Origin of the sequence: Pseudomonas sp. CROZ-RG-20F-R04-15, assembly GCF_022662375.1 — a bacterium.
Classification (GTDB): Bacteria; Pseudomonadota; Gammaproteobacteria; order Pseudomonadales; family Pseudomonadaceae; genus Aquipseudomonas.
Map to the genome: position 1 here is coordinate 300,897 of NZ_JAKNQL010000003.1, position 24,324 is coordinate 325,220.

The window sequence follows — 24,324 nt, forward strand, 5'->3', positions numbered from 1 at the left end:
GCGGGCCTGGTCACCGATTATTGGAACCCTGAGCAATACGCGGCCAGCGACGATTTCTGCCAACCGCTGTAAGCAGGACTAACAACATGTACAAGCGATACCCGTCGGTGCAGTCCATGAGCGCGTTTATCCACGCCGCACGCAGCGGCAGTTTCTCCAGTGCAGCGCGCAAGCTTGATCTGACCCACAGCGCGATCAGCCAGCAGATTCGCGCGCTGGAAGATTTCATCGGCCAGCCGCTGTTCGTGCGAGAAGGTGGCGGTAGCAATCTGACCGATGCCGGGCAGTTGTTTGCCAGCGTGTTGTCGGATGGTCTGGCGCAGATTGACCGGGCAATCTCGTCGGTGAAAAACCGCAGCGTGGCGCAACGGTTGACCCTGGATGTCGACAGTGAACTGGCACAGAGCTGGCTCAATCCGCGCCTACCGCAATTGCTCGATGGGCTGCCGGATTACGAGGTGACAATGCTGTCGATGCCGCGCAGTGATCGCAGCTCGTTCGAGCGGGTCGATCTGGCGTTGCGTTACGGTTATGGCGATTGGGATGACTGCGAGATGACGCAGATCTGTGGCGATCGGGTGTTGGCAGTGGCTTCGCCTGAACTGCTGGCGCGGCACGGATTGCAGGTGCCGTTGAGCCCGGCGCAGATTCTGCAGTTGCCGTTGTTGGGGTACACGCGGCGCTCGTGGATTCCGTGGCTGGATGCGGCCGGGATGACACCGACTGAACCGCCAGCGCGGGTGATTTTTGATAATGCGGCGAATTTGATTGCGGCGGCTGAGGCTGGTGTTGGCGCGGGGTTGGTGCGGGGATTACTGGCGGCTGATGCGTTGCGCAGTGGGCGGTTGGTGGCGTTGAACGAGGCGCAGATTGTGGCGCATTACAACCTTTACGCGGTGTGGCCGCATGGGCAGGCTGAGCGTGTGGCGCCGGTGGTTGATGCGGTTAGGCAGTTAGTCCTGTGTACGCTTGAGAACCCTGCCCTCACCCTAGCCCTCTCCCAGAGGTAGAGGGGACCGATCGGGGGATATTGAAGAGTTACACCGACTTGATAGATCAGCTGTGAATCCATAATCGACTCGATCTTTCAGGTCGATGTATCGCACAAGACACCTCGGTCAGCCCCCTCTCCCTCCTGGAAATTGAGAGGACTGATTGGGGGATATTGAGGAATTCCACCGACGTGCACCTTCTGCCGTGAATCCATAATCGACTCGATCTTTCAGGTCGATGTATCGCACAAGTCACCTCGGTCGGCCCCCTCTCCCTCTGGGAGAGGGCTGGGGTGAGGGTCGCTTTTGACTTGCCCATATCGAATACATATCACCACCGCGCCCAATTAATATTGTACGAACCCAACCCCCCTTTCCAATACTCGCCCTCAGCAACCACCCACCCGGGCCGGATGCGAACAGGCGAGGGAATGCGCGAATCCTGCGCATAGAAACGGCCGATTGCCCGGGACGTGGATGCCGAGAGCCGCAAGGCTCCCTTCCCCGCTATCAGGAGATCGACTGCAATGATCATCGATATCAGCTGCTATCCCACGGATCTCGTGGACCTCGCCTGGAGGCATGACGGTGACCCGTTCACCGGCGAGCGTCTGCTGGAGATGATGGATGGTCCGTACATGGTCAACGGCAAGCCTCGCCGCATTGACAAAGCCTTCATCCAGCCGCCGCAAGGCAACACGATTTACACCTGGACCGACGGCGATCTGACCGGCCGCGAATCCATCGACGCCTACATGGCCTACACCCTGAAAATGGTCCAGACCTACCCGGACCGTTTCATCGGCTGCTTCGTCTACAACCCGCGCTGCGGTGTGGAAAACGGCGTCGAGGCAATCGAGCGCTACGTCAAGGAGCACGGTTTCGGCATGGTGCAGATGCAGGCAAACATGCATGCCTACCGACCTGACCGTGCGCTCGACTGGGTACGCCCGTGCTTCGAGAAATGCGCCGAACTGGGCATCCCGGTCAAGCTGCATACCGGCGACGGGCCGTACAGCATCCCGTCGGAGTGGGTGCCGATGATCAAGGAATTCCCCAACGTCAATTTCATCATGGCCCACTTCGGTGTGCAGACCGGCGGCGTCTACGTGTTCGAACCGATGCAATGGGCGATGGAATTGCCCAACGTCTACTGCGAATCCGGCTGGTGCCTGCAATCGCGGATCGTCGAGTTCGCCAAGGTCTTGCCGACGCACAAGATCCTCTTCGGCACCGACACGCCACCAAACGAACCGGGGATGTGGCTGCGCCTGCTTGAGGTGCTCTGCCACGAACCGCCGCAAGGCCTGAACCTCGACGAGGACACCCTCGAAGACTATTTGGGCAACAACACCGCGCGGATGATCGGCCTCGAACCGACCCCGCCACCCCGTTCCGTTTCCGAAGCAGAGGCGCAATTCAAGCGCCCCGTCACCACTCAACTGGCCAGGAGCTGAACCGATGATCATCGACACCCATCTGCACCCCACCAACCTGGTCGACGAGGCCTGGCGCCACACCGGCGAACCGTTCACCGGCGAGCGCATGCTCAAGTTGATGGACGGCCCGTACATGATCAACGGCAAACCGCGCCGCATCGACATGGGTTTCATCCAGCCACCACCGGGCAACACCGGCTATCGCGACGGCAACCGCCGGGGCCGCGAGGGCGTGCGCGATTACATGTCGTACATCGCCGAACTGTGCATGAAGTACCCGGATCGCTTTATCGGCAACTTCAACTTCAACCCGCGCTGGGGACCGGAAAACGGTGCGGCGGAGCTGGAATTCCACATCAAGGAATACGGCTTCAAGATGCTCAAACTGCACGCCAACATGCACGGCTATCGCCCGGATCGCGCACTCGACTGGCTGCGCCCGGCAATGAAAGTCTGCGCCAAGTACAACATCGTCGTGCTGATCCACACCGGTGACGGCCCGTACACCATTCCGACGATGTTCTACCCGATCATCCGCGAGTTCCCGATGGTCAATTTCATCATCGGTCACTTCGGTATCCAGACCGGCGGCAACTACTCGTTCGAAGCGTTCTGGATGGCGATGGACACGCCAAACGTGTACTGCGAATCGGGCTGGTGCTTCCAGTCGCGGATCGTCGAATTCGCCAAGGAACTGCCGCGCAACAAGATCGTGTTCGGCACGGATTCGCCGCCGAACGAACCGGGGATGTGGCTGCGGGAACTGGAGGTGTTGTGCTCACCGGCACCGCAGGGCCTGGGGATTGATGAGGATCATCTCGAGGATTACTTGGGCAACAACATCGCCCGGTTGTGCGGGATCGAACCGACGCCACCGCCGAAAGATCTGGTCGAGGCCGATATTCGCCTGACCACCACATACCTGTAGCCATACACATATCCCACTGTAGGAGTGAGCCTGCTCGCGATAGCGGTGTGTCATTTAGCGGTGATAGCGACTGATACACCGCTATCGCGAGCAGGCTCACTCCTACAGGGGATCAGTGTTCAACCCAGGCACACAGCGACTTTACAGGCACGAAGATGACCCGGCGTTTCGCTCGTCCGGCAGGCCAACGGCTGGCCGCGCGAACGCCCTCTCCCCCCTGCGTGCCTGCTTTTTACGAGGTGACACCATGACCCGTTCGACGCTCGGCGATTCTCAGGATTTTCATGTGTTCATCGACGCCTATCGCCGTGAGTACCCGGACGATGTGCTGACCGTCACCCACCCGATTTCCGCCGATCAGGACGTTACCGCCCTGGTCGATGCCCTCGCCGCCCAAGGCCGAGATCCGCTGCTGATCTGCGAAAATGTCGGCAACCTCGGCGTGCCGGTGGCGACCAATCTGTTCGCCTCCCGCACCCGCATCGCCCGGCTGTTCGGCGTAACGCCTGCGCAGTTGCACGAAACCTTTCAAACCCGCGCCAACCAGCCTATCGCACCGCGCTACGTGGAAAGCGGCCCGGTCCTTGATGAAGTCTTCGAAGGCGAAGCGCTGGATCTAGCGCTACTGCCGATGCTCAAGCATTTCGACAGTGATCGCGGGCCGTACATCACCAACGCAATCATCATTGCCGAAGACCCGCTGACCGGCATCGCCAACATGAGCTACCACCGCTCGATGCGCCACGCCCGCCAGGCGCTTGCGACCAGCCTGCATTCACGCGGTCATCTGTGGCGGATGCTGCAAACCGCGCGCGAACGTGGCGAAGAGTTGCGCGTGGCGATGGTGGTCGGCGCGCATCCATTGTTCATGCTCGCCGCTGCTGCGCGTCTGCCGTATGGCAGCGATGAACGCGCTGTGGCTGGCGGACTGTTCGGCGCGCCGCTGGAGCTGGTGAAAACCCCGCGCTACGGCATCGGTGTCCCGGCCTATGCCGAGTTTGTGCTGGAAGGCGCCATCGACCCGGCGGCCTATGCAGAGGAAGGCCCGTTCGGTGAATTCAGCGGTTATTCCTCGGATCGTTCGACCAACAACGTGCTGCGGGTCGACACCCTGTTAAAACGCAAAGACGCTTGGCTGGTCGACGTCATGGGCGGCCGCTACGCCGAACACCTGACCCTCGCCCGCCTGCCGCGCGAAGCCGAGATGAGCGAAAAACTGAAAACGCGTTTCCCTGCCGTCACCGCTGTGCATTACCCCAATTCCGGCACGCACTTTCACTGCTACGTGGCGCTGGATCAGAGCCGCGATGGCGAGGCGCGGCAAATCATGCTGGCGCTGCTCGGCTGGGATCCGTACCTGAAAACCGTGATTGCGGTGGACAGCGATATCGACATCAGCGATGACAGCCAGGTGTTGTGGGCGCTGGCCACGCACTTTCAGCCGCACCTGGATATTTTCACCATTGATGGCTTGCCGGGCAGTCCGCTCGATCCTTCGTCCTCGGTCAATGGTACCACGTCGCGGATGGGCCTGGATGCGACTCGCGGTTCCGGGTTTGACGGGATCAAGGCGCAGCTCGACCAGGAAGTTCTGGAGCGCGCGCGCAGTTTGCTCAAAGGGCTTGAATCGTGAACCGGCAACGGCTGGTGGTCGGCATCAGTGGTGCGTCCGGGTTTATCTATGGCGTACGCCTTTTGCAATTGCTCGCCGAACTGGACATCGAAAGCCACCTGATCATCAGCCGCGCCGCGCTGCTGACCATGGCCCACGAAACCGACTACAAACTCGCTGACTTGACTGCGCTGGCCAGTCATTACCATCGCGCCGATGACGTCGCTGCCGGGATCGCCAGCGGTTCGTTTCGTTGTCTCGGCATGGTGGTTGCGCCGTGTTCGATGAGGACGTTGGCGGAGATTGCCACCGGCACTTCATCCGGGCTGATCGGCCGTGCCGCTGACGTCACCCTCAAGGAGCGCCGCACGTTGGTGCTGATGGCCCGCGAAACCCCGCTGACCCTCGCCCATTTGCGCAACATGACAGCTGTCACCGAGATGGGCGGGATCATCGCCCCGCCGGTGCCCGCGTTTTACGCCCGCCCGGCAAACCTCGCGCAAATGGTCGACCACAGCCTCGGCCGCGTGCTCGACCTGTTCGGCCTCGATGCCGGCGTCGCCACCCGCTGGCGTGAACACCCAAACCCCTGTGGGAGCGAGCCTGCTCGCGAAAGCGGTGGATCAGTCGCCATCACCGCTGAATGACACACCGCATTCGCTAGCAGGCTAGCTCCCACAGTTGACCGTACTCCGACAAAAAAAACAGGTAAGGAGATCCAGATGACTACCCCCTTCAACGCCCCAACCCGCAACACCAAAATCCCTGTAACCATCCTCACCGGTTTCCTCGGTGCCGGTAAAACCACCCTGCTCAACTACATCCTCAAGGAAAACCACGGCCGCAAGATCGCCGTGATCGAAAACGAATTCGGTGAAGTCGGTATCGACGGCGACCTCGTCCTCAGTTCCGAGACCGAAGAAATCTACGAGATGGTCAACGGCTGCGTGTGCTGCACCGCCGAGGTTCGCGAGGATCTGGTGCGCATCGTCCGCGAGCTGGTCGCACGCCCGGTACGCCTTGATCACATTCTCATCGAGACTAGCGGTCTGGCCGATCCGTACCCGGTGGCACAGAGCTTTTTCATCAATGACCCGATTGCCGAGGAAGTGGAACTCGACGCCATCGTGACCATGGTCGATGCCAAGCACATCGCCCAGCATCTGGAGGATCTGCAACTCGACGGCGTCGACAATCAGGCGGTGGACCAGATTGTCTGCGCCGACCGGATCGTCATCAACAAGGTCGATCTGGTCAGCCCTGAAGAAGTGGAAAACCTGCGCGGCAAGATCCGTGGTTTGAACGCCACGGCGGATCTGGTGACCTCGACCCATGCGCAAATCGACCTGACGAAAATTCTCGGCATCGGCGCGTTTGAATGCACGCAGAAGCTCATGGAAATCGGCGCGGAACAGCACGATCACCACGACCATGAGCATCACGCTGAGCACTCTATTGAAGAGCAGGATCACCAACACGACCCAAGCGTGTCATCGGTAGGCATCGCCGTGGACGGCGCAGTCAACCTGATGGCGTTCCATCGCTGGATCAGCGAGCTGCGCTCCTCCCAGGCCGACAACCTGTACCGCATGAAAGGCGTGCTCGCGGTGGCCAACGAAGACCAGCGCTACGTGCTGCAAGGCGTGCACAGCCTGGTCGAATTCCGCGCCTCGACCGCGTGGGGTACGGAGCCCCGCTCTAGCAAGATCGTATTCATCGGCCGCGACCTGGATCGCGCGGCGTTGAACCAGGGCTTCGCCGCCTGCCTGGCAGGCTGAAACAAGGCATCGGAGCCGGTGGATGGCGGCTTCGCAGCACGAATGACTGATGCCGATCAGCGAAACGCTGCAAAACCTGTGGGAGCGAGCCTGCTCGCGAATGCGGTGGGCCATTGAACAGTGATGTCGACTGACACACCGCTTTCGCGAGCAGGCTCGCTCCCACAAGGAATCTCAGTGTTTCCGGATCCAAAGGCATCAGACGAATACCCCTCTCTACCGCATAAAAACAGCCAGAGGTGTTTCCCCATGTCGTCAGCCACATCCCCATCAAAAACCGCATCCACCGTGCACCCCGTCGACCGAATCCTGCCGGTAAGACAGATGCTCACCCTCGGCCTGCAGCACATGGCCGTCTCGTACATCGGCGCCATCGCCGTGCCGTTGATTGTCGCCAGTGCCCTGAAAATGTCCCACGCCGATACGGTGGTGCTGATCAGCACCACGCTGTTCTGCTCGGGCATCGCCACCCTTCTGCAAACCGTCGGCTTCTGGAAATTCGGCGTGCGCCTGCCGATTCTGCAAGGCGTGGCGTTCAGCAGCGTCGGCCCGGTCATCGCCATCGGCAGCAACCCCGAGGTGGGGTTCGCCGGAGTATGTGGGGCGGTGATCGGGGCGGGATTGTTCACCATGCTGATGGCGCCCTTCGTCGGTCGATTGCGGCGATTCTTTCCGCCGGTGGTCACCGGTTGCATCGTCACCGTGATCGGTTTGCAACTGTTCCCGATTGCCTATGAATGGGTCGGCGGCGGGCGCAACGCGAGCAACTTTGGCGCGCCGGCGTTCCTTGGCGTGGCGGTGGTGGTGCTGCTGACGATTCTGCTGGTCAACCGTTATGGCAGCCCTTTGCTGCGCAACATGGCGGTGTTGATTGGCATGCTGATCGGTGCCGGTCTGGCCTACGGTCTCGGGATGGGCAGTTTTCACAGCGTCGAAGAAGCGCCGTGGCTGACCGTGCCCTACCCGTTCTATTTCGGATTGCCGACCTTCAGCCTGATACCTATCGCGACCATGGTCGTGGTGATGATCGTGCAGATGGTCGAGTCGATGGGGCTGTTCGTGGCCATCGGCGACATCGTTGAAAAACCGGTCGAGGACAAACAGGTCATCAACGGTCTGCGCGCCAATGGTTTGGCCAGCACCATCGCCGGCATGTTCGCCGCGTTTCCCTTTATCGCCTTCATGGAAAACGTCGGCCTGGTGATCCTCACCGGCGTGCGCAGCCGTTGGGTGGTCGCGGTCAGCGGCTTGCTGATGTGCTCGATTGCCTTGGTGCCGAAGGCCGGCGCGATCATCGCTTCGATGCCGACCGCCGCTCTCGGTGGCGCCGGCATTGCCATGTTCGGCGTGGTCGCGGCGGCGGGCATTCAGACCCTCGCCAAAGTCGATTACGAGCGCAATCGCTACAACGTGCTGATCGTCGGTTTCACCATCGCCGCCGCGCTGGTGCCGGTGCTCGCCCCCACCTTGTTCAAACAACTCCCCGAGTGGTCGCAGCCGTTCCTGCACAGCAGCGTGGTCATCGCTTGCCTGGTGTCAGTGCTGCTCAACGCCGCGCTGAATGGCGTCAGCGTGCCGGAAACCACCGCCAGCAAATCTGCCTCGCACATCCTTTAGTTTGGAGCTGCCCCATGACTCAACTTCAGAACATCCTGATCAAAAACCCGGTCGCGGTGATGACCGGCCTGCGCGGGCCTCGCGCGCGGGCCGGTGCCGTGGACATTCGCGTGGTCAACGGTCGCATTGCCGAAATGGCTGCGAACCTTGAGCCACAACCCGGCGAACGGGTGATCGACGCGCGCAACAGCGTGGTCTATCCGGGCTGGATCAACACTCACCACCACCTGTTCCAGAACCTGCTCAAAGCCGTGCCCGAAGGTTTGAATCAAGACCTGCAAGGCTGGTTGGCCAGCGTGCCCTACCCGCGCCTCAACCGCTTTACCCCGCAACTGGCGCGGATCGCCGCGCGGCTGGGCATGGTCGAATTGCTGCTGTCCGGCGTCACCACCTGCGCCGACCACCATTACCTCTATCACGCCCACGGCAGCACCGAGACCGGCGACTTGCTGTTCGACATGGCCGATGAATTCGGCCTGCGCTTCGTGCTGTGCCGTGGCGGCGCACTGGAGTCGGCAAGCGCGCATCCGGGTTTCTCGAAAACCGCGCTGCAACCGGAAAGCCTCGAGCAAATGGTCGGCGACATCGAACGGCTGAAATCGCTGTACCACCAGGACACCCCGGACGCGATGCGCCGCGTGGTTGTCGCCCCGACCACGCCAACGTTCTCGCTGCCGCCGACGCTACTGCGCGAACTCGCCCACACCGCACGCGGCCTCGGTTTGCGCCTGCACACACATTTGTCGGAAACGCAGAACTACGTGAATTTCTGCCGCGAAAAATACAACTGCCTGCCGGTGGAATTCGTCGCCGAACACGAATGGCTCGGCCCCGACGTCTGGTTCGCCCATGCCGTGCATCTACAACCCGGTGAAATCCGCATGCTTGCGCAGACTGGAACGGGTATCTCCCATTGCCCGGTGAGCAACGCCCGACTGGGCAGCGGCGTCGCGCCGGTGCCGCAAATGTATGAGGCGGGTGTGCCAATTTCGCTGGGCGTCGATGGCGTAGCGTCGAACGAGTCCGGCAGCATGGTCGGTGAAGCCAATACCGCGTGGCTGATTCACCGGGCGGAACAAGGCGCGTCGGCGACCACCGCTGAAGATGTCATTCACTGGGGCACAGCGGGTGGCGCACAGGTGCTCGGCCTCGGCGCGATCGGCACGCTCGAAGTCGGGCAAGCGGCGGACCTGGTGATCTACAGCCTCGATCACCCACGGTTCTATGGCTTCCACGACAGCGCTGTCGCGCCAGTGGTGGCGGGTGAACCGATCACCGTGAAATACAGCCTGGTCGGCGGCCGCGTGGTCGTCGATAACGGTGTGATTCCGGGGCTGGATATCGAACGCATGCGCGCCGAAGCGTGGGAAGGTGTCCAACAACTGATGGACGTCGACGACTGATTCCAATCCACCTCAACTTCAATGTGGGAGCGAGCCTGCTCGCGAAGGCATACTGTCAGCCACTGCAACATTGACTGATCCAACGCTTTCGCGAGCAGGCTCGCTCCCACATTAAGCCGTCGCATTCGCGACTTCCGGCTTTGTCGACTAACGTTAGTACCTCATCGGATTGAGCCCCTGCCAGCTACACCGGGCTCTTGATCAAGGAGAGACTGATGACGTCGCGTCGCAACATCGAACAGACCTATCGCACCTGGTCCAGCCCGATTCTGCTGGAGCTGAAAAAACGTGAACACCAAATGGCGCCGGTCGAGCGTCAGGCACTTGAGAATGTTTTGCTGGAAAGGAGGTTGCTGGACATCGGCGGCCCGGAGGGTATTGAACGTCGTCGAAACAGCGGTGCCTGACACTGCGCTTTCGCGAGCAGGCTCGCTCCCACAGGGTTTGAAGTTGTTCACAACATTTGTGTTCATCCGCAATCACTGTGGGAGCGAGCCTGCTCGCGAAGAGGCCGGTGCAGACGCCCATCATTTGGGCCGACGCACCGCCCTCACCCGACCACTGTCGCCGCCACCGCAATAGAAACGATCGGCACCATCGGCTTCCAGCCCCGAAACCCCCGAACCCTTTGGCATCTTCAGCGACTCGATTACCTTGCCATCCTGCGAATCGATCCGCCGCAGCTCACTCTCATCATCCTCCCAGGTGCCATGCCACAACGCGCCATCCGCCCACGTTACCCCGGTGACAAACCGGTTCGACTCCAGCGTGCGCAGGATCTTGCCAGTCTGCGGATCAATCTGATGAATCTTGCGCTCGCGATACTGCCCGACCCATAACGAGCCATCCGCCCAGGCCATGCCTGAGTCGCCACCATTCCCCGGGGCCGGGATGGTGTGGAGTACGCGGCCGGTGGCTGGATCGATCTTGTGGATGTGGCGGTCGGCAATCTGGTACAGGTGCTGGCCGTCGAACGCAGTGCCGCCGTCAGCGCCAACCTTGATCGTGCGCACGGTTTCGCCACTGGCTGGATCCAGAGCGTTGAGCTGACCGTCGCTGGCGAACCAGACCTGCTGGCCATCGAATGTCACGCCGTGAATGCCTTTGATGTCATCAAAAGGACCGTACTCGCGAAGGACTTCTGCATCTGCTTGTTTCATGGCAACTTCCTCGTGGATGTGTGGGTCCAGCCTAGCCATTGCCCAGTGACACCGGGAGTAACAAGATCGTCGCGAAACCCGGTAGCGGTGGCGTCATCCAGCGCCGCGCCCGGCCGACACCGAACGCCTGCACTTTGTCCGCCCGCGCCAGAGCCTCCAAGGCGCGTTGCACCTGGCGCTGACTGTTGCCCAACGCCAGTGCCAGCGCTGAACTCGACCAGGCCTCGCCGTCGGCGAGCAAAGCCAGTAACGCCGCGTATTTGTCTTCGACCGGCAGTGTCAGCAGTGCCAAGTCCTTGGCCATCAGCGCAAACCCCTTTGGCGTCGCGCTGATGTTTGCCAGCGGTGCCAACGCTGCACGCAATCGGCCGATTTCGACCCGCAGGCGAGCACGGTGCGATTCATCCGTGAGGGGAAAACCAAAGGCTGTGGCGAACAGCGTTTCGCGCGCCACATCGTCCGGCCAGGCTTGCGCAAGTAATCGTGCGAGATTGAACAGCACCGGCCGCGTGGCCAGCGTCACCGTCATGCCGGCACCGCGCACGCTATAGCGGCAGGCATCGATGATCAGTGTCGACGAGTTGAACAAAGCTTCAACCTGCGCCAGATTCACCCGTTGCGCCTGACCGGCAACGATCAGCCGCGCTGCCGGCGCAGCGAGCATGTGACAGGCGTGATCGACCTCGGCGCTCAGTGCGGCGATCCCGGCCTGTTGCGCCGCAGCCTGCGCCCGAGCCAGCGCCGCGCTGGCCTTGTGTGCCTGGACCCGACGCACGGCGATTCCGGCGGCGATCAACTCATGAGCAGTACACAGCGCCGGCGGCAACGGCGCCGGGTCAGTTTCACCCAGCAACGTTTCGGCCTCATCCAGTTCGCCGATCAACAGCAACCGGCGAATCTGCAAATAGCGCGCGTGCGCCGCGTTCACGCCGTCACCGTGCTCCTGCAGGACCTGCCGCGCCGCCTCCAGCGCCTTCACCGGCCAGCCCAGATCCCGCGCTGCCAGCGCCACCTCGGCCTCGGCGACCACACAACGCGCCCGTGACAGCGGTTCATTGCTGCCGAACGCCTTTATCGCCCGTTGCAACAACGCCTTGGCGCGGGGCAGATCACCGAGCTGAGCCATGGCAATTGCGCGCAGGGCCAGCGCTGGCGGGTCCTCACGCAGAGCGACGTAGTTCAACGCGCCTAGCGGGTCACCAGCAGACAGCGCGCGGCCGGCGGCGTTGATCAGCGAATCCATGGCTCGTCCGTCCCTCGGTGGCTGAATCGTGAGCTGAGTCTGATCGCTGATTATGGCGCGTTTGGACGCTTGATCGGCTGTTTCAGTTGTTGCAACATCGGCACAGCTTTTCCAATGGATGGAGTCGAGCATGCTGGATGCAAACGCTAGCCACATTACCTTCACTGTCGAAGGCGCCAACGCCGACCTGCAAGTCCTCAGCTTCACCGGTCGCGAAGCCCTCAACGAACCGTTCCGTTTCGACCTCGAACTCGTCAGCGCCCGCCCCGACCTCAATCTCGAAGAGCTGCTGCACAAGCCCGGCGTCCTGACTTTCGGCCCGACCGGCGAAGGCAAGATCCACGGTCTGGTCTATCGCATCGAGCAAGGCGACTCCGGCAAGACCCTGACCCGTTACAGCCTCAGCCTGGTGCCACAACTGGCCTACCTGCGGCACAACCATGATCAGCAGATCTTCCAGCAACTGAGCGTGCCGAAGATCATCGCTCAGGTCCTTGAAGATCGCGGCATCCTTGCCGACGCCTACAGCTTCCAGCTCGGCGCCGAATATCCGGAACGCGACTACTGCGTGCAGTACGACGAATCCGACCTGCATTTCATCCAGCGCCTGTGCGAAGAAGAAGGCATTCACTTCCACTTCCAGCACAGCAGCAGCGGCCACAAACTGGTGTTCGGCGACGACCAGACCGTGTTCCGCAAACTGAAACCGGTGAGCTACCAGCAAGACTCCGGCATGGCCGCCGACAAACCGGTGATCAAGCGCTTCAACCTGCGCCTGGAAACCCGCACCACCCGCGTCAGCCGCCGCGACTACGACTTCGAAAAACCGCAGATCCTCCCCGAAGGCGCGGTCAAAACCGAGTTCGCCCCGGACCTTGAGGACTACGACTACCCCGGCCGCTTCACCACCCGCGAGCGCGGCAAGTTCCTTTCCACCCGCGCGCTCGAGCGTCATCGCAGCGACTACAAACTCGCCGAAGGCAAAGGTGACGAACCGACCCTCACCAGCGGCCATTTCCTCACGCTGGCCGAACACCCGCGCGCCGAATGGAACGACCTGTGGCTGCTGCTGGAGGTCTTCCACGAAGGCAAACAGCCGCAAGTGCTCGGCGAAAACGTCACCAGCGACGTCACCGACCACAAAAGCGATTTCCACCAGGGCTACCGCAACAGCTTCCTCGCCACCCCGTGGGACGCGCACTACCGCCCTGCCCTTGAACACCCGAAACCAAAAGTCCTCGGCAGCCAGACCGCCGTCGTCACCGGCCCGGCGGGCGAAGAAATCCACTGCGACCAGTACGGCCGCATCAAAGTGCAATTCCACTGGGACCGCGACGGTCAGTCCAACGACAAAACCACCTGCTGGATGCGCGTCGCCAGCGGCTGGGCCGGCGCAGCGTACGGCGGCATTGCCATCCCGCGCATCGGCATGGAAGTCCTCGTCACCTTCCTTGAAGGCGATCCCGATCAGCCACTGGTGACCGGTTGCCTGTACCACAAGGAAAACGTCGTCCCCTACGACCTGCCGGCCAACAAGACCCGCAGCACCTTCAAAACCCTGAGTTCACCGGGCGGCAAGGGCTACAACGAGTTCCGCATCGAGGACAAGAAAGGTGTAGAGCAGATCTACATCCACGCCCAGCGCGACTGGGACGAGAACATCGAGCACGACCAGAAGATCCGCGTCGGCAACGAACGGCACGACACCGTCGAAGCCAACACGCTGAGCGAATTCAAGGTTGAAGAGCATCGGATTACGCATCTGGATCGAATCAGCGAGATGCGTGCGGATGATCACCTGACCGTCGGTGTCACCCAGCACCTAAAAGTGGGGACTGCGCAGTTTGTCGAAGCCGGGTCAGAAATCCATTACTACGCCGGCCAGAAAGTGGTGGTCGAAGGCGCAATGGAACTCACGGCCAAGGCTGGCGGGAGTTTTGTGAAGGTCGACGCCGGTGGTGTGACCATCAGCGGCGCGGAAGTGAAGATCAATACCGGCGGCTCGCCGGGCGTGGGGACCGGGATCGGGATTCTTGCTCCGCTGATTCCCGGACTGGCGGCGACTGACATGGCCGGCAACTTGATGGAACGGGCCAAAACCAATCCCACCTGGCTTGAACTGAACCTGCACTACGACAATCTCGAACCCGTACCCGGCGCGTCTTATCGCGTTGAATTCGCCGATGGTTCGACTCGCGAAGGTGTGCTCGACAGCGACGGATTCGCCCGGCTGGAAGACGTGCCAAAAGGCCCCGCCAAAGTCTATTACGGTGAAGCCCCTCGTCCCTATGATCGTCCGGCAGTGGCCGTGGTTGACGCTTCTGACGACAAAATCGACGAAGATCTGCGAAAACTGGGTCTCGACCCCGCCACCGTTGATCTACAGGCATTGGTCGAAAAAGCCGCAGGGAGGCTGGCATGAGCGAACAAGCAAGCAGCAACGACGACCGCACCGGGGCTTATCAGGAAGCGGCTATCGAACTGGGCAAAGGCATTGCGATGGGTGCGGTGCCGTTTCTGGGCCAGGCCATTGACGTGTACGACACCATCGAGTCCGCCGTTCTGCTGTACAAATCGGACACGCCCGGAGCCAAGGAGATGCCCAGTTCGACTTGCTCCTGGCAGTGATCGGCTGGATACCCGGCGCGGGTGACGGCTTGAAAAAAAGCATGCGTATCGTCAACCGCAACCCTCAACGATTCGCCCCGGTGTTGTTCGATCTGCTGCGGTTCGTTCTGCAGGAATGCGGCATCAAGACCAGTCCGGAAGAACTCCTGTCACGTATTTTCAACGCCGGCAAACTGCGTGCAGAAATGGACGACATCATTTCCGCGATCAGAAGTTCCTCTGTTTACAAGGGCTCGCCGGGTTGGGTTCAAACCGCCGTGGTGACCGTCCTCGCTACCGCCCGAGACAACATGCCGGCGATGCTTGGCATTGTTGAAAAACGCCTGATCAAATGGAAAGGCATGCAGCGCAACAGCTCCGCCGCCTCGTCCGGCACCAGTCACCCGCGGCGCGCGGAAAAACCCGCCAACCGCGATTCCTCCGTCGGCACTCAAGGCAAGGACGGCGCCAGCGGCACCCACTCCAACCGTGTCGAATCCTCCAAGGTCGGCGTTCAGGCGCCTTCGAGCATTTTGAATGAAGGCTTGGGCGTCAGCGGCGAACATATCGCCGATTACATCTGCGCAGTCGAATTCGGTTGGGGCAAGGATTGGGATGGGCATGACAAGGGGGCAGATGGCAAATGGCTGGAAGGGCTGCCGGGTGCCACGAAAACCGGAAAACTCTCTTCGGGAGGCTGCCCTAAAGCCAGGCATGTCCTTTACAAACTGTCTGACGGCGCCAATGGAACCGGTATCGACGCGGTCTGGCGCGCGAAGCCAGCGAACAATGGCGGCGAAAAATTCGCGATTGTCGAAGCGAAGGCGAGCCGCGAAGAAGATGCACCAAAATTCATGCGTAGAGCCAATAACACTCGAAAACCCGGCATCGCCTCCAAACTGGGAGAATCGGGCATAGCGGGCGTAACGCGCATCGCCGACGCAAGCCAACTGCTTGAACCGATCGAAGATACCCCTGAGGCCGGTGACAGTAAGCCCTCAACGTCGATGAGAACCGGAAAAAACAAACCACAGGCATCCAGCCGCTCACCCGCGCCCTCTGCCAAGATCAAAGAAATACTGGTTCAAATGAGCAGTCAGTGGATCACCCAAAACCTGAACAAGGCTGTGGCTGGTCGCGCACTTGCCGCACAGGTCCTGGCCTCTTACAGTCGCCATCTGTTTTATTCCCCGCTTTATCATTCCAGCGCAAGCCCGAAAGACCATGCCGAAGCGCGGTTTCAGAATCTTGCAGAAAGCACCCATCGCACACACAAGGCGTTTCATTACAACGAAACCGAGGTGAAAGCGGCTGTAAACAAGCGCAAAAAATCCTTGGCAAAAAAATACGGTGCGAGGGACTCCCTCAAGCTTGAGGCATGACATCAATGAGCAAACGCCAGAAATTCTTCTCTGATCATCAGTACAACCACTTCCTGAAAGAACATGACGAAGTCATCGAGTTCTTCAAGACCAATCGTTTCAAATCCGACTCCGATGAAGAAGAAGCATCCCAGCGTGCCCGATACTTCCAAAGTCTGGCTTTGGACAAATTGTTGGCAACTTACACCGCAGGAGTGGACGTTGAGTCTCTGGTTCCGTTACTTGAGGACCTGATCGAAAAATATGAAGTGCGCCAGCAAACCCTCGCCGACTTCGAAGGAGCGCCACAGATTTCTCCGTTGGCTATCGATGACTGGCCAGATCAGTACGAAGAAGCTGTGCAAGTAATCGGTCTGTGTATTCTGCTGCACCGTAACGACTTGCTCATACGCTTTGTCAAAATGCTGGACAACGCAGGTTATGCCGGGGACGACACGCTATTCGAAGACCTGTTGAAGAAGGTACTGCCCAACCGTCATGACGTTGACCAGTGGTATCACGACGTATACACCCCGCTAATACAAGCAATCTACGCCGACACGCGCGAAGAGGCATCCGCCCTGCTGAAAAAGTATTGCCAGGGCTGGTACCCCGCTTTTAAACAAGCACCGTGGCACGACACTCATTTACAAGGAGAAGACGGCAATTACGTTGGCTATTGGGCAATCGAGGCCGCCGCCATCGCGTTTTTGTATGGCATCGACGACAGCAAAGTCGACCATATGGTTTATCCAAAAGATCTGGTCGACTATGCGAGAAATCACCAAAGCCCACGAGTGACACAAGTTGGCCGAATCGTTGCCGGCGATGCATGCAGCCGGACCGGCTATTGGTTCACTCCTGCTCAGGCGAACTCCCGCCGTCATTTCCAACAGGGTGAACTCATGCCGAAGATCAACGACTCCAATTGGGGCGATACGCTTTGGTATTGGTCGGGGGAAGTTTGAGTTGAAGTCCGTCCTTCAGGACGAAGGCTCAATCAGGGAGAGCTTGAACAAACTGAGTGAACAATCTGCGAACCTGACATTTGAGCTACCCGACAACACCCCCGTTGTACGACTCGGGCTGATCGCAACCCTCTACTTCAAGGAAGGCTACTCGCTGCAAAGCAAGCGCAATGTCATGCAATGCTTCACCCGATTCAAGGAAGAGTTCGGCCAACATCTGAAGGGTCAGTTCGACGACCGCTACAAGAAGCTGACAGATTCCGGATTCAGCAAAACCCAGGAAAAAATCCGCGAGTCAGGGCCGAACGAACAATACGAATGGCACATCAGCAGCGCCGCAACCGCGAACGAAGCTGCTGCGTACAGCCTGTCCGCACTGAACTCGTTCGAGGTGCATGGCGATCAAAAACGCTCATACCTGAAGATGACATTGCCCTGGAGTTTCCTGAAAGAGCCCGATGGCGTCGCGCGCTTTCAAGAATGGCTGGTTTACTTGTGCGATCAGGTTGAAGCCGAACATGGCTACGGCGGACTTTCGAGCATACTGCCCTACGACTTCGATCGTTACATGCCCATGGAATTTCAACTGGCGCAGCAATATGTCGGTCTGGAAGTTGACTCAATGGTGCACAACTTCAAACGAGAACTGCTTGATCACATCAAAGGTGTCAACTGGTACACCATTGTTGGCACTCGATTTACCGAGCAACTGGGAGGCAAAGACGGATTACGCCACGCCTTCAGCGGACGTGGCGACGTCGAGATGCTGGATTATCAGGGCGGAGTGATCATTCGCGCCGGCGCTTTACCCGAACTGGGCGCTATCCATGAACCTCTACCCGTCACCTACGTAGCGGTGAACCGTGTTTTGAAACAGCTTCGTAATCCAAAACCCGATCAACTGCACACTTATTCACCCTACGGTAACTGCTTCGAACAAGACAGTACCGAGCGCTGGTACGCGCGATTCGACCAAGACGATGCGCATTCGAAAACTCCAGCACGAATAGAGGCCGGTCAGCCTTGTAGCGCCGCGGGTTATTGGTTCAGCCCTGCACAGGCAAACTCCCGACGTTACTTCGATTTGGGGGAAATCATGCCTCGGTTCAGTGGCTCGAATTGGGGCGATACGCTTTGGTATTGGTCGGGGGAAGCGTGAGTGAATTCATCCGAGCAATCCGGCGCTTTTCAGCAGCTCATGCAAGCCATTCGGCACCAAAGGCGCCTGCTCGCTGAAGCTTGAGCTGTCATGCCAGCGTGCAGTGAAGGGCGCGCCGTCGCTTTCATGGCCATCGATCTGTGCGTTGTCGTAGACGCCCTGATCGACGAACGTCGCGTCGTATACCTGGACAATTTCGTGTCCCGGTTTGCCGTTGTAAACGAAAAGACTTTCGAGTGTGCCGAGCAGTCGCATGTCCGTCATGGACAGCCGCAACTCCTCCTGCACTTCACGCACGATTGCTTCGGCGCTGGTCTCGCCGAATTCGATACCGCCGCCGACGGGCCGGAAGCAGGTTTGCTGGCTGACCGGGTCGCGAAATTCGTTAACCAGAATTTTGCCGTTGTGATGAAAAACGCAAAGTGCGAGCGCGCGAATGCGGTGTTCGGCCATGACTGAAGTCCATTTACAGGTGTGAGGGCGCGGCATTTAAACATGCTTTGCGCGACACACCCGTGGACGTCACTGGAAAAGGGTCGCCTCAGACCGGAGAAATCGTTGCGAGCAGGCCGATCAGAATGGTCAGTGTCAGAAAACCACCCAGAAAAAACGCCATCTTGTTCATGTTGCTCTCCTCAATGCTGAGCCTGCGGTGCACTGGGCGCTTCGGGATGAAGGACTGCCGCGAGTGCCGAACCGTGGGGCTATTTTGAGCGGATGACTGAGCTGGTAACAGAGGCAGATCCAGTGAAAAAATACGGATCAGATGCGCATCTGATCCGCATGGGCCATGGGCCGATATTCAGATCGCGGCACAAGGGTTCAATTTCGGCGTGGTTGATCTAGAGTCATTGCCGTCGCGACAACAACAAGAAAAATCCTGGAGTGAACATGACTGACCTGAACCTGCAACCCAACGTCGCCGCATCGCTGGGCAAATGGCACGAAATGATCCGCACCGGCAACCTCAGCGCCCTGCCCGGCCTGCTCGACCCGCAAGCCGTGTTCCGCTCGCCGATGGCGCACACGCCTTATCCGGGCGCGCCAGTGGTGTCGATGATCCTCAATACTGTGTTCGAGGTGTTTGAAGACTTCACCTACCACCGTGAGCTGGCGACTGCCGATGGCTTGAATGTGATTCTGGAGTTCAGTGCCAAGGTGGGTTCGAAGGAGCTGAAAGGCATCGACATGATTCGCTTCGATGAGCACGGCAAGATTGTCGAGTTCGAGGTGATGGTTCGCCCGTTGAGCGGATTGCAAGCGCTGGGTGAGGAGATGGGACGGCGACTGGGTGCTTATCTGGCCAAGGCCAAAACTTAATTTTCGACCACCTCATCTAGGCATTATTGAATGCATCTGCTGAACCCACCTATGCAGAGATTTTTTTGAAAAGGCATCCTTGATGCGCTTTCCTGGAGGCCCCCGTCGGAGCCTAGTTTGTGATGACTGAGCGAAGGCTATGTGCCATCATTCTCTATCGACAAATCAAGGACGCAGTTGCCGAATGCAAGACATAATCAATCACTACGATATTCTGAAAGTTTCAGAAAGTGCACCACCTGAAGTGATAAAAGCGGCCTATAAAACGCTTTCTCAAAAGCATCATCCGGATAAAAACCCTGGTGATTCAAAAGCCGCAGAATTTATGCAAAAAATAAATGAAGCACATCATGTGCTATCTAACGCCGACCTTCGAAAAAACCATGATGCCGAACTCGAAACTCGAAAAAAACAACTCCTGAGAGAGCAGTTTCTTAAGATGCGAGCGCACGCTCGCGCGTCTGTTAAACCACCACCACCACCACCACCACCACCACCACCACCCGCATCCGCATCCGCATCTGCATCCGAGAAAACCAGAGAACCCCGTTCGGCCTCGATTTTTTACAATTCCTCCTATGTAAAAATTGACCCTAATAATATTAAGAAAACATCAGCTTTAATTATGATTCCTCTGCGCGCCGCCAAGCATGCACGACGTCATTTGCTCCCTTATTTATTAGTTACAGCCGCTGCAGCCTTCGCTACCTACCTGTTCAATAGCAAACCTGGACAAAATATTAGCACAGCGGAATACTCAGTTAGCAAGGCAAAACCCACAACAAACAACCAATTCAATTCAGCAGCTTCTAGTACAATAAAAAATAGCAAAACTCCTTCCAGCCGTGCAACTCCGAAACCTGAAAAAATTAAAAATCAACAACACCTTGTAAAATACAAACCAAGCGTTCTCATCGAAAACACTTCAAAAACCGTACTAAAAAATCAGCGATATCTCCAAGAAAGAAATCGCACAAGCATCAGTTCTCAAAAGGAAAAAGCAAGCATAGAAAATATTGTCGAGTGGCCGTCTAGAAACGACAATTAATCACACATGCCTGAAGACCTCTTACATCCAGCACACCAAACAAAAAGAGGCAAATCAAATGAATGTTGACTTAACACTAATTAGCGAACGATTAAAAAACAGCAGAGAAAACCTTGAGTATAGCCTCTCCGAAGTTAGCAATGCGTGCGGCATCGCAGGCGAACGATTGACGGAATTAGAACTCGGTTCGTCCGCACCAACGGGTGATGAAATTTTGATACTCGCATCTTTGTACAAATGCGACTTTCTACAGCTACTTGATGAAAAGCGCCCCGCGCCTTCCTCCCTTACGGAAATTCTATTTCGCCGTTTCGGAAATACTTTCAACAAGCAAGATCGCCGTTCCGTACAAGAATTTTTATATTTTTGTCAATGTGAAAATGAATTGGAGACTATTCTAGAAAGAAAAAAAACAAAACCAGACTTTATTTGGACGGGAGACTTCTTCAAAAAGCACGGAGCAGATGCTGCCAGCTGGCTAAGAAAGTATTTAGGGATTCCCTCCAACAGCGTACAACGAGATATTTACTCTGACTTTAGAGAAATTGGGATACATATTTTTCGCCGAAAACTGAGCAACAGTGAAATTTCCGGACTATATATACAAGATCCTATAGCGGGACATTGCATCCTAATAAATTATAATGAAGACATCTATCGCCAGCGCTTCTCGGTAGCTCACGAAGTAGCCCACTCTATTTTTGACTCCAAAGAAAAGATCAGAGTCACTTACGATATTGGCAGCACAAAGTATTCAAAAAAAGATCTTATTGAGATTCGAGCCAACAGCTTTGCCTCAAACTACCTAATGCCTCCAGCAATGCTAAGATCCATTTCTCACTGGGACCAAAACACCATAGTACATTGGGCTCAACAGTTCCGAGTTAGTACTTCTGCGCTCTCAAAAGCATTAAAAGACGAAGGCATTATCACTCCACAACAAGCGGACGCGCTAAAAATCGCCAGAGTGGCGAACTCAGAAAAAGTCGACCCTGAAGCGCCTCAAAATTTAACAAAATTACAACGAGAGAGAAGAACAAATTTATTAGAAAAAGGACTATCAGACTACTATGTATCTCTATGTTGCGAAGCACATGAAAATAATTTGATCAGCACCCATCGCTTGTGTGAACTACTCGGAGTAGAGCATCAAGATCTTTCTGAAATTGGAAAATTATTTGGATGGACTATCAAACATGGCTTTTGACCCGCGGAATTTCTCTAAATTAGTAGCTGTCGACACTTGTTCCATATGGAACATACTATCCGCAAAAAAACTGAGTCTAGCTGCATTTTCATCTGGCGTGCACTTTATAATTACTCCAATGGTAAATTATGAATGCCTATACAAAACAAGAAAACAACCAACCAAGGAACAAGACCAACTGAAAGAGCGCTTAAATTTAGCATTATCAAAAAACCAGATATCTATTCAACACTGCGACCTTAGGGATCTGATTACAATCGCCCTTAAAGCTCCCAAAAAATTGAGCAGCGGAGAGCTATCATGCATAGCGATGTCATACAATCTATCTACTATTGCGGTTATGACAGATGAGAAATTGGCTCGAAAATTTTCCGAAGATACTTTAGCTCTACGAGTAGAAACTACGCCAAAACTATATGGATGGCTTCATTACAACTTAAAGCTCAACGATACAGACCACACCGACATTGTTAAAGAGCATGAGTCATTTGAAAGACGTCCTTTGACAAGATACTTTAATGAAGCTTATGAGACTGCACTTCAATACCGTATAACTCCGCTGCACTTCACAAATCCTCAACAGAGGATATAAAAAACTTTTTTCACTCTACAATTTACATTGTCCGGACATGCCCACTCCTGCTGTGCAGTCAAGTCGGAGGATCCTATCCAGAGTTACCGTCGAATTGATTATCCGTCTACCATAAAAAAACCCACTGACCGTCGCCGGTTCAGTGGGTTTTGTGTGTCAGGGGTCTGGTTACAGAGCCATGTCACGTGCAGCGTTTTCCTTCGGAGCTTCAGCTTTTTCAGCTGCAGGTGCGGCCGGAGCAGCCACCTGACCGATCACTGGAGGTGTCGGCAGTTCGAGGATCTTGGCGGTGTAGGCCCACTCTGCAGCCACTTTGGCCGGATCGCTGTTCAGCTGGGTGCCGTAGCTTGGCACGATCTGGTGCAGCTTGGATTGCCACTCTGGCGTTGCGACTTTGTCTTTGAAGACTTTTTGCAGCACGCTCAGCATGATCGGTGCAGCGGTCGACGCGCCTGGCGATGCGCCCAGCAGGCCGGCAATGGAGCCGTCTTGTGCAGCAACGATTTCGGTGCCCAGTTTCAGCACGCCGCCAGCGGCTTCATCACGCTTGATTATTTGCACGCGTTGGCCGGCTTGCCACAGGCGCCAGTCTTCAGCTTTGGCGTTCGGGAAGTATTCCTTCAGCGCGTTCATGCGGTCTTCATCCGACAGCATCAGTTGGCCAGCCAGGTACTCGACCAGCGGGTATTCCTTGATGCCGACCTTGGTCATAGGCCAGATGTTGTGGGTGGTGGTGCTGGTCAGCAGGTCCAGGTACGAACCTTCCTTGAGGAACTTGGTGCTGAAGGTCGCGAATGGGCCAAACAGGATGACGCGCTTGCCGTCCAGAACACGGGTGTCCAGGTGCGGAACGGACATCGGTGGTGCGCCAACCGAAGCTTTACCGTAGGCCTTGGCCAGGTGCTGTTCAGCGATGGCCGGGTTATCGGTCACCAGGAACGAGCCGCCAACCGGGAAGCCAGCGTATTCCTTGGCTTCAGGAATGCCCGACTTCTGCAGCAGGTGCAGTGCACCGCCGCCAGCGCCGATGAACACGAACTTGGCGTCGGTTTCGGTTTTAGTGCCGTCTTTCAGGTTTTTGTAGCTGACGCGCCAGGTGCCATCGGCATTCTTGGTGATGTCCTGGACTTCGCTCGACAGTTTCAGATCGAAGTTAGGTTTGGTCTGCAGGTACGTGGCGAACTGGCGGGTGATTTCGCCGAAGTTCATGTCGGTACCCAGCGGGCTCCAGGTGGCCGCGATTTTCTGGTTCGGGTCACGCCCTTCCATCATCAGCGGGACCCACTTCTTGATCACAGCCGGGTCTTCGGAGTACTGCATGCCGGCAAACAGCGGGCTCGCTTGCAGGGCTTCGTAGCGCTTTTTCAGGAACTTGATGTTGTCATCGCCCCACACAAAGCTCATGTGCGGCGTGGTGTTGATGAACGAGCGAGGGTTCTTCAGAACGCCTTGCTGAACCTGCCAGGCCCAGAACTGACGGGAGACCTGGAACGCTTCGTTGATCTCGACGGCTTTCGGGATCGTTACGTTGCCTTTGTCGTCTTCCGGGGTGTAGTTCAGCTCGGCAAGTGCCGAGTGACCGGTACCGGCGTTGTTCCAGCCGTTGGAGCTTTCGAGGGCGACGCCGTCGAGGCGCTCGACCATTTCCATCGACCAGCTTGGCTCCAGCTCATTGATCCACACACCGAGGGTGGTGCTCATGATGCCGCCGCCGATCAGCAGAACGTCGACTTTCTTTGCTTCGTCAGCATTGGCGGATGTCATCCCCATCGCCAAAGCCAGACCCAGCAGGGCTGTGTTCACTTTTTTAAACATCTGTTGCACCTATGATAAAACGCCTTCCGCCCGCCGCTGTTATCTGCATGCGATCCGCTTTGATGACGCTCAGGC

22 protein-coding genes are annotated in these 24,324 nt (G+C 57.4%); 18 read left to right on the forward strand and 4 right to left on the reverse strand.

Going from position 1 to position 24,324, the window contains the following annotated elements; translation table 11 throughout:
* The first annotated feature begins 86 nt into the window (after positions 1 to 86).
* The 9 genes from L8H52_RS07485 to L8H52_RS07525 all read left to right on the forward strand — a co-directional run bounded on the left by L8H52_RS07485 (position 87) and on the right by L8H52_RS07525 (position 10,176).
* The gene (locus L8H52_RS07485) at positions 87 to 1,010 is read left to right on the forward strand and encodes a LysR substrate-binding domain-containing protein (RefSeq protein ID WP_242206457.1); all 924 of its coding nucleotides are present in this window, start codon (positions 87 to 89) and stop codon (positions 1,008 to 1,010) included.
* Between the two features lie 509 nt (positions 1,011 to 1,519).
* Positions 1,520 to 2,449, forward strand: a complete 930-nt coding sequence (locus L8H52_RS07490) for an amidohydrolase family protein (RefSeq protein WP_242206459.1) — start codon at positions 1,520 to 1,522, stop codon at positions 2,447 to 2,449.
* A 4-nt stretch (positions 2,450 to 2,453) separates the two neighbouring features.
* The gene (locus L8H52_RS07495) at positions 2,454 to 3,359 is read left to right on the forward strand and encodes an amidohydrolase family protein (RefSeq protein WP_034152486.1); all 906 of its coding nucleotides are present in this window, start codon (positions 2,454 to 2,456) and stop codon (positions 3,357 to 3,359) included.
* 247 nt (positions 3,360 to 3,606) lie between these two features.
* The gene (locus tag L8H52_RS07500; protein ID WP_242206461.1) at positions 3,607 to 4,992 is read left to right on the forward strand and encodes a UbiD family decarboxylase; all 1,386 of its coding nucleotides are present in this window, start codon (positions 3,607 to 3,609) and stop codon (positions 4,990 to 4,992) included.
* Positions 4,989 to 5,618, forward strand: a complete 630-nt coding sequence (locus L8H52_RS07505) for a UbiX family flavin prenyltransferase (protein WP_242206463.1) — start codon at positions 4,989 to 4,991, stop codon at positions 5,616 to 5,618. Before L8H52_RS07500 ends, L8H52_RS07505 begins: the two co-directional genes overlap by 4 nt.
* 75 nt (positions 5,619 to 5,693) lie before the next feature.
* On the forward strand, positions 5,694 to 6,749 hold the full coding sequence (locus tag L8H52_RS07510) for a GTP-binding protein (protein ID WP_242206465.1): 1,056 nt from the start codon (positions 5,694 to 5,696) through the stop codon (positions 6,747 to 6,749).
* A gap of 249 nt (positions 6,750 to 6,998) precedes the next feature.
* The gene (locus L8H52_RS07515; protein ID WP_242206466.1) at positions 6,999 to 8,366 is read left to right on the forward strand and encodes a nucleobase:cation symporter-2 family protein; all 1,368 of its coding nucleotides are present in this window, start codon (positions 6,999 to 7,001) and stop codon (positions 8,364 to 8,366) included.
* A gap of 14 nt (positions 8,367 to 8,380) precedes the next feature.
* Positions 8,381 to 9,769: an amidohydrolase family protein gene (locus L8H52_RS07520; RefSeq protein WP_242206469.1), complete on the forward strand. Its 1,389-nt coding sequence runs from the start codon at positions 8,381 to 8,383 to the stop codon at positions 9,767 to 9,769.
* A gap of 215 nt (positions 9,770 to 9,984) precedes the next feature.
* On the forward strand, positions 9,985 to 10,176 hold the full coding sequence (locus L8H52_RS07525) for a hypothetical protein (RefSeq protein ID WP_077572215.1): 192 nt from the start codon (positions 9,985 to 9,987) through the stop codon (positions 10,174 to 10,176).
* Positions 10,177 to 10,296: 120 nt separating this feature from the next.
* On the opposite strand, the gene L8H52_RS07530 is transcribed toward L8H52_RS07525, so the two are convergent.
* Both L8H52_RS07530 and L8H52_RS07535 read right to left on the reverse strand, forming a co-directional pair.
* Positions 10,297 to 10,929, reverse strand: coding sequence for a PQQ-binding-like beta-propeller repeat protein (locus tag L8H52_RS07530; RefSeq protein ID WP_242206471.1), 633 nt, complete (start codon positions 10,927 to 10,929; stop codon positions 10,297 to 10,299).
* Between the two features lie 31 nt (positions 10,930 to 10,960).
* The gene (locus L8H52_RS07535) at positions 10,961 to 12,172 is read right to left on the reverse strand and encodes a helix-turn-helix domain-containing protein (protein WP_242206473.1); all 1,212 of its coding nucleotides are present in this window, start codon (positions 12,170 to 12,172) and stop codon (positions 10,961 to 10,963) included.
* A gap of 130 nt (positions 12,173 to 12,302) precedes the next feature.
* Between L8H52_RS07535 and L8H52_RS07540 the strand changes: the two genes are divergently transcribed.
* Genes L8H52_RS07540 through L8H52_RS07560 form a run of 5 tightly spaced genes read left to right on the forward strand, consistent with a single transcriptional unit; the run spans position 12,303 to position 18,267 of the window.
* Positions 12,303 to 14,594, forward strand: coding sequence for a type VI secretion system tip protein VgrG (locus L8H52_RS07540; protein WP_242206475.1), 2,292 nt, complete (start codon positions 12,303 to 12,305; stop codon positions 14,592 to 14,594).
* Positions 14,591 to 14,800: a hypothetical protein gene (locus L8H52_RS07545; protein ID WP_242206477.1), complete on the forward strand. Its 210-nt coding sequence runs from the start codon at positions 14,591 to 14,593 to the stop codon at positions 14,798 to 14,800. Before L8H52_RS07540 ends, L8H52_RS07545 begins: the two co-directional genes overlap by 4 nt.
* 41 nt (positions 14,801 to 14,841) lie before the next feature.
* Positions 14,842 to 16,161 (forward strand): hypothetical protein, encoded by a 1,320-nt coding sequence (locus tag L8H52_RS07550; RefSeq protein ID WP_242206479.1) that lies wholly within the window; start codon positions 14,842 to 14,844, stop codon positions 16,159 to 16,161.
* A 5-nt stretch (positions 16,162 to 16,166) separates the two neighbouring features.
* Positions 16,167 to 17,108 (forward strand): PoNe immunity protein domain-containing protein, encoded by a 942-nt coding sequence (locus L8H52_RS07555; RefSeq protein WP_242206482.1) that lies wholly within the window; start codon positions 16,167 to 16,169, stop codon positions 17,106 to 17,108.
* A 43-nt stretch (positions 17,109 to 17,151) separates the two neighbouring features.
* Positions 17,152 to 18,267 carry a DUF3396 domain-containing protein gene (locus tag L8H52_RS07560; RefSeq protein ID WP_242206484.1) on the forward strand — a complete coding sequence of 372 codons (1,116 nt, stop codon included), beginning with the start codon at positions 17,152 to 17,154 and terminating at the stop codon, positions 18,265 to 18,267.
* 6 nt (positions 18,268 to 18,273) lie between these two features.
* Here L8H52_RS07560 and L8H52_RS07565 read toward each other — a convergent pair whose 3' ends face one another.
* Entirely contained in the window at positions 18,274 to 18,720 is a 447-nt protein-coding gene (locus tag L8H52_RS07565; protein ID WP_242206486.1) for an NUDIX hydrolase, read from the reverse strand.
* Between the two features lie 438 nt (positions 18,721 to 19,158).
* On the opposite strand from L8H52_RS07565, the gene L8H52_RS07570 reads away from it, so the two are divergent.
* The 4 genes from L8H52_RS07570 (at position 19,159) to L8H52_RS07585 (ending at position 22,434) form a co-directional block, all read left to right on the forward strand.
* Positions 19,159 to 19,587 (forward strand): nuclear transport factor 2 family protein, encoded by a 429-nt coding sequence (locus L8H52_RS07570; RefSeq protein WP_242206488.1) that lies wholly within the window; start codon positions 19,159 to 19,161, stop codon positions 19,585 to 19,587.
* Between the two features lie 184 nt (positions 19,588 to 19,771).
* Positions 19,772 to 20,635 carry a J domain-containing protein gene (locus L8H52_RS07575; protein WP_242206491.1) on the forward strand — a complete coding sequence of 288 codons (864 nt, stop codon included), beginning with the start codon at positions 19,772 to 19,774 and terminating at the stop codon, positions 20,633 to 20,635.
* A 58-nt stretch (positions 20,636 to 20,693) separates the two neighbouring features.
* Positions 20,694 to 21,842: an ImmA/IrrE family metallo-endopeptidase gene (locus tag L8H52_RS07580; protein ID WP_242206492.1), complete on the forward strand. Its 1,149-nt coding sequence runs from the start codon at positions 20,694 to 20,696 to the stop codon at positions 21,840 to 21,842.
* Positions 21,832 to 22,434, forward strand: a complete 603-nt coding sequence (locus L8H52_RS07585; RefSeq protein ID WP_242206493.1) for a hypothetical protein — start codon at positions 21,832 to 21,834, stop codon at positions 22,432 to 22,434. The genes L8H52_RS07580 and L8H52_RS07585 overlap by 11 nt, the downstream gene beginning before the upstream one ends.
* Before the next feature lie 168 nt (positions 22,435 to 22,602).
* Here the strand turns inward: L8H52_RS07585 and mqo are convergent, their stop codons facing one another.
* Positions 22,603 to 24,249, reverse strand: a complete 1,647-nt coding sequence (gene mqo / locus L8H52_RS07590) for a malate dehydrogenase (quinone) (RefSeq protein ID WP_242206495.1) — start codon at positions 24,247 to 24,249, stop codon at positions 22,603 to 22,605.
* Between the last annotated feature and the right edge of the window lie 75 nt (positions 24,250 to 24,324).